Raw genomic sequence first — 10,778 nt, 5'->3', positions numbered from 1 at the left:
CAGAGGCCTCTCCCAAGTTTCAAAATGGGTCAGGCTTAAGTTTGCTACAATGAATATCAAAAAATATGCTCTCCATGTGGCTTCATGAAGAGCTTTTTTGTTGTTATTTGAGGTTTAATGCGGGGTTTTTTGACGAGCTGAGGGAACGCACAGGCGTTCCCTTTCGTTATATCAGATGCAGTTACTGCATCTTGTAAGAGTCGATCATCTTCTTGACCATGCTGCCGCCGATAGAACCTGCTTCACGCGAAGTAAGGTCACCGTTGTAGCCCTGCTTGAGGTCGATGCCAAGCTCGTTTGCTGACTCCATCTTGAACTTTTCAAGAGCCTCTCTGCCCTTCTGTGTCATTACGCCTTTATTACTGTTATTGCTCATTGTTTTATCTCCTTAAATCATTTTTGATGCCGTGATAGTATTATAGCCTGTTAAGGTGCTATTATTAATGGAAAAATTTATGTACAATCTGACGAAAAAAGTCAAAAAGCATATGTACTGACTGTTTTTTGCTTGCATTTGCAGCATTATTAATAGTATAATATTTATGTATGATTTTTTGCAACAAAAAATAGTTCAGAGTTGAATGTTGTGCAGCTGCCTGCGTTTACATCAACTCTCAGCGGATCATGATACATATAAAAAGGAGGACGTTATGAAATATACGCAGGGACAGTTCATCATAACCGAGAAAACTGCCATTGCACGTCAGATATACAGCTTTACCATCGCTTGTCCCGAGGTAGCTGCTGCTGCAGGTGCAGGTCAGTTCGTACACATAAGAGCCAAGGGCTTCACGCTCCGCAGACCAATATCCATATGCGGCATAGATAAGGAAAAGGGCACTCTCCGCATAGTATTCGAGATACGCGGTGAGGGCACAGAAGCCATAGCAGAACTCAACAAAGGCGACCTTATAGATATGCTCGCACCTTTAGGTCACGGCTTCACTATCGACCCGGGATTCCGCAAGGTCGCACTCATAGGCGGCGGCATCGGAAATCCGCCTATGCTTCCCCTTGCCGAAGCATACGGCAGCAAGGCTATTGTCATAAGCGGATTCAGGAACTCTTCCGCTGTTATTCTACAGGAGGACTTCCGCAGAACAGGTGCTGAAACTATCCTCTGCACCGATGATGGTTCGGCAGGCATACACGGTTTCGTGACTCAGCCTCTGAAGGAGCTGGCTGAAAAAGGCGAAATAGGTGCAGTATACGCCTGCGGCCCTATGCCTATGCTTAAAAATATCGCGGCTATATGCAAGGAAAAAGGCATATACTGTGAGATTTCCCTTGAAGAACGCATGGCTTGCGGTATCGGAGCCTGTCTCGGCTGCGCCTGCAAGACAAAGCGCAACGACGAGGAATATTTTGCTCATGTATGTAAGGACGGTCCTGTTTTCAATGCTGAGGAGGTGCTCTGGTAATGGCTGATCTTTCTGTAAAAGTCTGCGGTGTAGACTTCAAAAACCCAATTATCCCTGCTTCGGGAGTATTCGGCTACGGCAGAGAATACGAGGAGCTGTTCCCGCTGAACAAGCTGGGCGGTATCGCTACAAAGGGTACTACCCTGCATCTCCGCACAGGCAATCTTGCACCGCGTATCGCCGAAACACCGTCAGGTATGCTCAATTCAGTAGGTCTCCAGAACCCCGGCATAGACCACTTCATAGACACTGAGCTCCCGTATCTGCTCACGAAAGACCTTGTTGTCCTCGCAAATATTGCAGGCTCAACTCCCGATGAGTGCGCAGAGGTCGCTGCAAAGCTGGAAGATACCGACGTTCATATGATAGAGCTCAACATCTCATGCCCTAACGTAAAACAGGGCGGAGCTGCTTTCGGTACAAGCTGCGATATGGCTGCCGAGGTAACACGCAGAGTACGTGCAGTCACTAAGAAGCCCCTCGTGGTAAAGCTCTCGCCCAACGTTACCAGTATAACCGATATCGCTAAATCCGTAGAATCAGCAGGTGCTGACGCTGTATCACTGATAAATACTCTCCTCGGCATGAGGATAGACATAAACACAGGCAGACCCGTGCTCCGCAACAACGTGGGCGGCATGAGCGGCCCTGCTGTATTCCCTATAGCTGTACGCATGGTATGGCAGGTGGCAAACGCTGTAAATATCCCTGTTATCGGTATGGGCGGCGTATCCTCGGGACGCGACGCTATCGAGCTCATGATGGCAGGCGCTTCCGCTGTACAGGTGGGCGCAGCTATATTCACAGACCCATACGCTCCCGTAAGGATAGCAGAAGAAATGAACGAATTCCTCGACAGCAAGGGAATCGCCTCCGTAAAGGACATCATCGGCACTGTAAAGCCGTGGTAATGTCCGAGCTTATACAAATAAACTGATCTAAGGAGACAATTTCATATGCTATGGTCAATAATCATACCACCGATAATGCTGTTTATCGCGTTATCCGTCATGAATATATGTGACAAAAAATTCAGCTCAAAGAAAAGAGCTGCTGAATCAGGCAAGACTTTCAGGAATCTCGTTATAGCCAGCGGTACGCTGCTGTGCTGTATGCTGCTCGCAAGTGCCCTTGCAATGAGCCTCACTATGGAAAGCAAAGGCGGCATTTCACTTATGGGCACTGTCATGACAAGTGCCGTTATTCTGGGAGCTGTTCTCGTTAAGCGCTATGACGCTCCGCGACTTGCCGCATTTCTGAAAAAGGGTGCTGTCTGCACTGCGGTGATACTTGCTGCGGAGGTCGTTCTCTTCAACGGAAAGAGCTTCACAAGCACAAACCTGAGCACCACTATATCACCTAACTCGATATCCCTCCCAAACACCGCCGAACGTCTTCCCGACGAAAGCATACGTGTCAGCTCAGATACGGATCTGGTACTGAATTCCCCCGATCCGAACGCAAGGGTAATGACGCTGAACCTCGATTCCGAAGCTGAACACGGCTATACTACGCCATTTAATGTTATACTCGGAATGACAGACGAAAACTTTGCACAGGCAAATATCGTCGTTCAGCATAAGCGCACCTGCGGCAAACACAGCGAGTTATCACTGTCATTTGCCCCCTACGGCAAGATCGGTACTCTCACTCTTTCGCTCTCAGGTCTGAGAGCTCCCGTTAAGATAAGCGAGATAAAGCTTCTCAGTGCTGTCCCTTTCGAGTTCTCCGATGCAAGGTTCCTGATACTTCTTGCTATCGCCCTGCTTCTGGCTGCTGTAAAGGAATTCCGCCTTTACGCCGTGACCTATGACAGCAAAAAGCGTCCTCATATCATTGCAGTCTCGGTCATGATAGCGATCTGCACACTCTCGGGACTTTGCTTCCGTGAGCCTTATCAAAATGGCAGAGATGCGAAAAACATGAATTACTACACCGACGACCCCTTCGCACTTACCCTTGACGCTTTTGAAAAAGGACAGGTATATCTCGATCTTGACGTTGACGCCAATCTCGACACTCTCACCAACGTCTACGATTCAAGCGAAAGAGCCAATTCATCGACATTCTCATACTGGGATCTGGCATACTGCAACGGCAAGTACTACAGCTACTTCGGCGTTGCTCCTGTTTTGACGTTCTATTATCCGTATTACCTGATAACAGGCAAGGTACCCACACTGGCAATGGCAAACAATCTGTATGCCGTGCTGGGAATACTGTTCATGTGCCTGACGATCCTCGCAGCAATGAAGCTTCTCAATATCAAGCCGAACCTGCTGCTTCTCCTGCTCATGATGCCTACTTCAGCAGCCTGCATGGGCTTCTGGACGACCGCAAACGAGATCGACCGCTATACACTGCCGACTATCTCGGGACTTTGCTTCCTTATGATATGCCTGTACACAGGTATGACAGCCTGCACCCTCACCAAGAAAAAGCTGAAGCCTGTTCTCCTCATCATAAGCGGAACTGCTCTGACGCTCTCGGTAGCTTCAAGACCTACAGTCGCACTGTGCGGCGCAGTCCTTGTGCCTTTCTTCATAAGCATTCTCCTCGACAAGAAGGAGAAGTTCGCATACCGCCTCGGACTTGCAGGCTGCTTCACGGTACCGCTGATGATAGGAGCTGCACTTATTATGAAATATAACGCAGCACGTTTCGGCTCACCATTCGATTTCGGTGCGGCATATCAGCTCACAGTAAGCGATATCCACGCAAACAAGCTTCGCCTTTCAAACCTTCCTGCGGCACTGTATCACTACTTCTTGCAGCTGCCAAAGTCAAAGAGCGCATTCCCATTCTTTGAAACAGGTATGAACGGACTTGAGAACTACGGCTCGTATATATACGCAGCTATCGGCTTCGGAGCACTTACGCTCCCCGTAATATTCTGCGGCGTACTCCTTCAGCCTGCCGCATTCGCTCCAAAGAGCAAGGAGCTTGCCGACCGCCACAGAAGATCTCTTCTGACTATATGCTTCGGACTTTCAGCCGCTCTGGCATGGGCAGATTTCTGTCTCGGCGGCTTCATAACACACTATGTGTTCGATATCATGCCGCTTATGACACTTGCTGCAATGATAGGAATATTCCGCAGTCTCACAAAGCCTGCTGCACACAAGCGCAGATATATCCTTACCGCAGCGTCAATGGCACTGACGATGGTATTCATCATCGGAATGTGCTTCAACTGGGACGAAGGCACACTGATGAAGCGCTTCCCAAGACTTATAGACTATGCCGAAGACATAATAATCTTCTGGAAATAATTACAAAAGGGACTGAGTTTAAGCGGAGTACTCATACAGAAACTTTACACGAAATTATCGGGGGAAACCTTTCTGAGGAAAGGTTTCCCCCGTACCTTTTTCAAAAGGTTTTTCCTCAATATCTCACGTAAAAACTTCTGTATAAGCACCGTGCTCAACTCAGTCCCTTTTTATTGTTGAAAACTAAAACGCTCTCAGTCCTTAACTCTTAACTGCTCACTTAGTATCGTAACGGTCGGTGAATCGGTGAACGCCCTCGCTGTCCTTGTAGGCGATGACAGTACTCAGATTTACATTCTCCACGCTGCGGAAGATATTCTTCTCCACCTGCGGATTGATCTTTTTCAGCTCGGCAATGAGGTTCTTTATCTCCATACGCTTTGAAACTGTCCTGCCGTCGGGGTCGCAGGTGGTACAGGTATCGGTAAACTTGCAGGCACACTGTATAAAATGCAGGTCGTTATAGTCACGCCAATGCTTGATATCGGCTTCACGGATAAGATACATGGGACGGATAAGCTCCATACCCTCGAAATTGGTGCTGTGGAGCTTCGGCATCATGGTCTGCACCTGTCCACCGTAGAGCATACCCATGAGGATAGTCTCGATAACGTCGTCGAAGTGGTGTCCCAGAGCTATCTTGTTGCAGCCCAGTGCCTTTGCGTGGCTGTAGAGGTAACCTCTCCTCATACGCGCACAGATGTAGCAGGGGTTCTTCTCGATATTGAACACCGACTCGAAGATATCCGACTCGAATATCTCAACGGGTATAGACATTGAACGGGCATTCTCCTCGATAACACGGCGGTTTTCGGGACTGTATCCCGGATCCATAACGAGGAATACCACCTCGAAGGGGAACTTGTCGTGGCGTTTCAGCTCCTGAAAGAGCTTCGCCATGAGCATGGAGTCCTTGCCGCCCGAAATACAGACAGCTATCTTGTCCCCGGGCTGCACCAGTTCGTACTCGTTTATAGCCTTCGTGAACTTGCACCATATGGACTTCTTGAACTTCTTGCGCAGGCTCAGTTCTACGGCTTCCGTGACCTGTCTGTTCTCCATTTTCAGCCTCAGCCACTCCACATAGCCGCCCTCAAGGTCGTAAGCGTCAAAGCCCTTATCGCAAAGCCTGCCCGCAGCTTCGCCGCTGATGATACCACTTCTGCAATACACGATAATCTTCCTGTCCTTCGGCAGTTCCGCTGTTTCAAGCTGATCCTGCGGGATATTCACTGCTCCGTCAATATGACCGTACTCAAACGCGGAGCTTTCGCGTATATCCACAAGTATATATTCCGAGCGATCAAGCTTTTCAAGCTCGGCAACAGTAATGATACTGCTCATTCAAACACCTCTTTATTCTTCTCGATAGGCAGTTCCACGGTAAATACCGTACCCTTGCCCACTTCACTTTCCACATGGATATTGCCGTTGTGGTACATAACGCCGTGCTTAACGATAGAAAGTCCCAGACCCGTACCGTTTATCCTGCGCGAACGGCTCTTGTCAACTCGGTAGAAGCGTTCAAAGATACGTCCTACGTGCTGTTTCGGGATACCCATACCCGTATCGCTTACGGTAATTATAGCCATTTGCGGTATATGGGATATCTTCACATCGAGCTTTCCGCCGCTCACATTGTACTTTATGGCGTTGTCGCAGAGATTGTACAGCACCTCGCTGAGCACCGTCCTGCTGCCCATGAGGGATACTCTGTCGCCGTTCAGCGAAACTGTCACATTTTTCTCCTCCGCACTGAGCTTCAGGCGGCTGAGGACTTCCTCTGCAAGAACGTACAGCTCCACGCTCTCGTTTTCGCGTGGAGCAGAATCCTCGTCCAGCTTTGAGAGAGCAACTATATCATTTATAAGATTTATGAGTCTTTCGGCTTCGCTGCGGATATTCTCTCCGAACTGCGCAACGTCCTCCTGCTGCACCATACCGTTTGCGAGCATATCTGATATGCCGTATATGGTTGTAAGCGGAGTTTTCAGCTCATGTGAAACATTCGATGTGAACTCGCGGCGCATAGTCTCAAGCTCCTGTTTTTCGGTAACGTCCATAATGAACACTACCAGTCCGCAGACCATATCTATGCTGTTTGCAGGGCTTGCGATGACCTCACGCTGACCGTTTCCCGTGCGGAGTATGCACTCCGAACGCCTTCCGCCCAGAGCATTGAGCAGACATCGGCGGAACACCTCGGAATTGTTCAGAGCGTATATGCTCTGTCCCTCGGTAAACGCACCTGCTCCGAGGAGCTTTTTCGCACTGGAATTGCAGGCAAGCACACTGAGCTTCGGGTCGGCAATGATAAGACCTTCCGTCATGCTCTCGGTCATGAGGCTGAACTGTTCACGGCTGCGGATTATCTCGTCCATCTGCCTGTTGACCTTGCGGTTCTGTGAACGGAGCTTCTCCAGAAGCGGCGCAAGCTCCTTGTAGCTTTTTTGGGTATCGGGGTTAGCAAGGTCGATATCATTTATAGGCTTGACGATATTCCTTGACACCGCCGACGCGGAAAGTGCCGAGAACAGTGCTACGGCAGCAAGTATCAGCAGCATCGGGTTAAGCACCTTCAGGAGCTGTGCCGTAAAGGATATATGCGTTCCCGATACTCTTATAACAGAGCCGTCGTTGAGCCTTACAGCGTGGTTCACGGTCTTCTGCATGATAGTCTTGGAATACCTCGACGAGCTTCCCTCGCCTGTTTCAAAAGCCTGTGATATCTCCGTTCGGTCGGCATGGTTTTCGAGAAAATCAGGATCCTGCTCAGAATCGTATATGACCTTTCCGTGAGCATTTATCCATGTTACGCGGATATTCTCGTCCAGCTCCACATCGTCAAGGTATTTTCCGCCGCAATCCTCCACTGCTTCGGATATGAGCACCGCATCTCTCCTGACTGCGTCTTTCACGGAATCTATGGACTTATCGTACATAAGAGCCGTTACAAGGACGATCGCCGCAACGACAGCTGCAACGCATATGGTAGTGATACCCAGAAATATCTTCTTAGTCAACGGGCTCGTCACCTGCCTTATAGCCAACACCGCGTATAGTCTCTATGACCTCGCCGCAGTTTCCCAGCTTCTGGCGCAGAGTCCTTATGTGTACATCGACTGTACGGCTCTCGCCCGCAAAATCATACCCCCATATCTCTTTCAGGAGGTCATCGCGTGAGAACACCTCTCCCCTGTGCTTCATAAGCAGAAGGAGCATATCATACTCTTTCAGGGTCAACGTCACCTTGCAGCCTTCCGCAAAGACCTCGTGCTTGGACGGATAGACACAAAGTCCGCCTATCTCCAGTCTTTCAGTCTCCGCAGGGGTATCAGCAGTTCTTCGCAGGAGCGCTTTTATCCGTGATATCAGCTCCATAGTGCCGAAGGGCTTGGCGATATAGTCATCAGCGCCGCTGTCCAGCCCCTCCACCTTATCCATCTCCGAATCCTTGGCGGTGAGCATTATGACAGGAAGCTTTCTTGTCTCGGGAGCATTCCTCAGCTTTTTCAGCACCTCAAGACCGTCCTCCTCGGGAAGCATACGGTCAAGCAGCAGCAGGTCAGGCAGCTCATGCTCCATAGCATCACGCAGCGCCGACGGAGTTTCAAAGCCCTCCGCCTCCATGCCCGAGCTTCTCAGTGCATACAGGACGAAATTGCGGATACCCGCTTCATCTTCGAGCATATATATCATAAAAAAGCCACCTTTCGTGGGAGTTTAGAAGTTGAGAGCCAATGTCCAAAACTTACGGGACTCTGCGGACACCGTCCACTACAATATTATTATACGGTAAACGGGACGGAAATTCAAGTCCTATGTTCAAAACAGCCGAAAATCCGTGGATTTGCGCCATAATTTTTTTGTGTATTTTTTAAAAAATAGTTGAATTTCTCCGCTGTTTGTGTTATACTGTAAAGTGCAGACTTTTGCATACTTTTAAATGTATCCGCTTTATTTCTAATGGCGGAGGATCGGAGATAATATGAATTTCACAAATATGCTCGCTTTATTACAGATATCAGACGCTGAAAATCCCACGATATTCCCATTTCCATTTGAAATGCACCTTGCACTCGCTATAATATCATTCCTGTTTTTCAGCTATAGATTCGCTGTTCAGAAAAAGCCATTCCAGCTTATTTTTGCAGTTGCTCCCGCACTTTCACTCTTACTGTGGGTGTCTGACAACAAGACCCTCTTCTACGGACTCGGACTGGTCGAGCTTGCACTTATCATCATCGCAATAGTAACATCTATCGTGTGCAAGCCAAAAAAGACCGAAGAAGCAGCTCCGCAGAACAGCTCCAAGGAGGAATGAGCCTTGAAGATAGCTGTACTCGACTGGTACACCGTCAATATCAGCGGTGATATCCCCACAACTCAGCTTGAGGAGCTGGGCGAAGTAAAGATAATACCACTGACAAAGCCCGAGGAAACCGCTGCCAATATCGGCGATGCGGATATCGTCCTCTGCAATAAGGTGCTCATTACAAAGGAAGTAATTGACGCCTGCCCGAATATAAAATATGTAGGTCTTTTCGCCACAGGCTTCAACAATGTGGATATAGAATACGCCGCTGAGAAAGGCATAGCCGTATGCAATGCGGGTCAGTATTCCACAAACTCCGTGGCTCAGCAGACCTTCGCGTACATACTCGACCGCTTCAGCCGGGTAAGGGACTACGATACCGCTGTAAAGAACGGCGAATGGGAGCGCTCTCCTGCGTTCTCCTACTTCCCTGTCCCCACATATGAACTGGCTGGAAAGACTCTTTCCATCGTCGGATTCGGTTCTATCGGCAGAAAAGTCGCTGAGATAGGCTCGGCTTTCGGCATGAATATAGTCATCAGCACAAGAACTCAGCCCAAAGACTGCCCTTATGAAGTCACCGATCTGTTTACAGCTGCGGAAAAAGCTGACGTACTCACATTCCACTGCCCTCTTACGGACAAGACCGCAGGCATAGTAAACAGCGAGCTGATCTCACATATGAAGTCCTCGGCTATGCTGATAAATACCTCACGCGGCGGCGTTGTGAATGAATCCGACCTCGCGCAGGCACTCAACAGCGGCAAGATAGCTGCTGCGTACCTTGATGTACTCGTGAAAGAGCCGATGTCTCCCGACACGCCCCTCAAGGGTGCGAAGAACTGCTTCATCACGCCCCATACAGCATGGGCTCCACTTGAAACACGCCAGCGCCTCGTTAATATCGTCTGCGATAATATCAGAGCCTGGCAGAATGGTTCACCGCAAAACAAAGTCAACTGAAAGAAGTTATAAATATGAGAAATATATCCGAAAAACAGCGTATCGTCATAAAGCTGGGTACCTCTACCCTTGCTCATAAGACAGGCAAGCTGAATATCCGCCGCATGACCAACCTTGTGCGCGTAATATCCGACCTCCACAACTCAGGCCGTGAAATAATCATGGTATCCTCGGGTGCTGTAGGTCTGGGCGCAGGCAAGCTGGGGCTCCCCGAAAAGCCTAAGGATACCAAAACAAAGCAGGCTGTAGCCGCTATCGGTCAGTGTGAGCTCATGCACGTATACGACGATATGTTCGCAAAGTACAGCGTTACGGTCGCTCAGATACTGCTCACAAAGACCATTATCAATAACCCCAATCACTGCGAGAACTTCATGAACACCGTGGAGAAGCTGGTGGGCATGGACGTTATTCCTATAGTCAATGAGAACGATACCATCGCTATCGACGAGCTGGAGCTTGAAATAGGTGAAAACGATTCCCTTTCAGCTCTCGTTGCGGAGCTGTCCCGTGCAGACCTGCTGCTGATACTCTCGGATATCGACGCTCTCTACGATGACGACCCCCGTTCAAATCCTGATGCAAAGCCTATTCCCCTCGTCGAGAAGATAACTCCCGAGATTGAGGCTATGGCAGGCGGTGCAGGTACAAGTCTCGGCACAGGCGGTATGTCCACGAAGATAACCGCTGCCAAGATCGCTACAAACGCAGGAATAGACATGATAATCATGAACGGCAAAGACCCCGAAAAGCTCTACGACCTCTTTGAGGACAAGGAGATAGGTACGCTTTTCAAGGCACAATAAT

At 49.2% G+C, this 10,778-nt stretch carries 10 protein-coding genes; 6 read left to right on the top strand and 4 right to left on the bottom strand.

The genetic code is table 11. The features are described from left to right. Window positions 1–181 precede the first annotated feature (181 nt). Window positions 182–376 carry an alpha/beta-type small acid-soluble spore protein gene (locus tag K6G33_RS11625; protein WP_173450005.1) on the bottom strand — a complete coding sequence of 65 codons (195 nt, stop codon included), beginning with the start codon at window positions 374–376 and terminating at the stop codon, window positions 182–184. A 274-nt stretch (window positions 377–650) separates the two neighbouring features. Between K6G33_RS11625 and K6G33_RS11620 the strand changes: the two genes are divergently transcribed. The 3 genes from K6G33_RS11620 to K6G33_RS11610 are packed head-to-tail and all read left to right on the top strand — an operon-like array spanning window position 651 to window position 4,693. Next, the gene (locus K6G33_RS11620) at window positions 651–1,421 is read left to right on the top strand and encodes a dihydroorotate dehydrogenase electron transfer subunit (protein WP_296779643.1); all 771 of its coding nucleotides are present in this window, start codon (window positions 651–653) and stop codon (window positions 1,419–1,421) included. Continuing rightward, window positions 1,421–2,332, top strand: coding sequence for a dihydroorotate dehydrogenase (locus K6G33_RS11615; RefSeq protein ID WP_296779642.1), 912 nt, complete (start codon window positions 1,421–1,423; stop codon window positions 2,330–2,332). The genes K6G33_RS11620 and K6G33_RS11615 overlap by 1 nt, the downstream gene beginning before the upstream one ends. A 45-nt stretch (window positions 2,333–2,377) precedes the next feature. Continuing rightward, complete coding sequence (locus K6G33_RS11610; RefSeq protein ID WP_296779640.1) at window positions 2,378–4,693, top strand: hypothetical protein; 2,316 nt, start codon at window positions 2,378–2,380, stop codon at window positions 4,691–4,693. 216 nt (window positions 4,694–4,909) lie between these two features. Here the strand turns inward: K6G33_RS11610 and K6G33_RS11605 are convergent, their stop codons facing one another. The 3 genes from K6G33_RS11605 to K6G33_RS11595 are packed head-to-tail and all read right to left on the bottom strand — an operon-like array spanning window position 4,910 to window position 8,392. Further along, window positions 4,910–6,037 (bottom strand): rhodanese-like domain-containing protein, encoded by a 1,128-nt coding sequence (locus K6G33_RS11605; RefSeq protein ID WP_296779638.1) that lies wholly within the window; start codon window positions 6,035–6,037, stop codon window positions 4,910–4,912. Continuing rightward, complete coding sequence (locus K6G33_RS11600; RefSeq protein WP_296779636.1) at window positions 6,034–7,716, bottom strand: ATP-binding protein; 1,683 nt, start codon at window positions 7,714–7,716, stop codon at window positions 6,034–6,036. The genes K6G33_RS11605 and K6G33_RS11600 overlap by 4 nt, the downstream gene beginning before the upstream one ends. Then, complete coding sequence (locus K6G33_RS11595; RefSeq protein WP_296779635.1) at window positions 7,709–8,392, bottom strand: response regulator transcription factor; 684 nt, start codon at window positions 8,390–8,392, stop codon at window positions 7,709–7,711. Before K6G33_RS11595 ends, K6G33_RS11600 begins: the two co-directional genes overlap by 8 nt. A 289-nt stretch (window positions 8,393–8,681) precedes the next feature. On the opposite strand from K6G33_RS11595, the gene K6G33_RS11590 reads away from it, so the two are divergent. From K6G33_RS11590 to proB, 3 genes are read left to right on the top strand one after another with little or no spacing between them, the layout of a single operon-like run. Then, window positions 8,682–9,017 (top strand): hypothetical protein, encoded by a 336-nt coding sequence (locus K6G33_RS11590; RefSeq protein ID WP_296779633.1) that lies wholly within the window; start codon window positions 8,682–8,684, stop codon window positions 9,015–9,017. Window positions 9,018–9,020: 3 nt separating this feature from the next. Then, a complete protein-coding gene (locus tag K6G33_RS11585) occupies window positions 9,021–9,971 on the top strand; it encodes a D-2-hydroxyacid dehydrogenase (RefSeq protein ID WP_296779631.1) in 951 nt (316 codons plus the stop codon). Between the two features lie 14 nt (window positions 9,972–9,985). After that, window positions 9,986–10,777: a glutamate 5-kinase gene (gene proB / locus K6G33_RS11580; protein WP_173450150.1), complete on the top strand. Its 792-nt coding sequence runs from the start codon at window positions 9,986–9,988 to the stop codon at window positions 10,775–10,777. Window position 10,778: the final 1 nt, after the last annotated feature.

Origin of the sequence: Ruminococcus sp. (genome assembly GCF_024691275.1) — a bacterium.
Taxonomy (GTDB): domain Bacteria; phylum Bacillota; class Clostridia; order Oscillospirales; family Ruminococcaceae; genus Ruminococcus.
Note: the sequence above shows the minus strand (reverse complement) of the source record. Positions and strands in the feature narration are given on the sequence as shown.

Coding starts and splice junctions, on each gene's coding strand:
- K6G33_RS11595 (WP_296779635.1), bottom strand. CDS start 8,392: ATGATATATATGCTCGAAGATGAAGCGGGTATCCGCAATTTCGTCCTG.
- proB (WP_173450150.1), top strand. CDS start 9,986: ATGAGAAATATATCCGAAAAACAGCGTATCGTCATAAAGCTGGGTACC.
- K6G33_RS11610 (WP_296779640.1), top strand. CDS start 2,378: ATGCTATGGTCAATAATCATACCACCGATAATGCTGTTTATCGCGTTA.
- K6G33_RS11605 (WP_296779638.1), bottom strand. CDS start 6,037: ATGAGCAGTATCATTACTGTTGCCGAGCTTGAAAAGCTTGATCGCTCG.
- K6G33_RS11625 (WP_173450005.1), bottom strand. CDS start 376: ATGAGCAATAACAGTAATAAAGGCGTAATGACACAGAAGGGCAGAGAG.
- K6G33_RS11615 (WP_296779642.1), top strand. CDS start 1,421: ATGGCTGATCTTTCTGTAAAAGTCTGCGGTGTAGACTTCAAAAACCCA.
- K6G33_RS11590 (WP_296779633.1), top strand. CDS start 8,682: ATGAATTTCACAAATATGCTCGCTTTATTACAGATATCAGACGCTGAA.
- K6G33_RS11620 (WP_296779643.1), top strand. CDS start 651: ATGAAATATACGCAGGGACAGTTCATCATAACCGAGAAAACTGCCATT.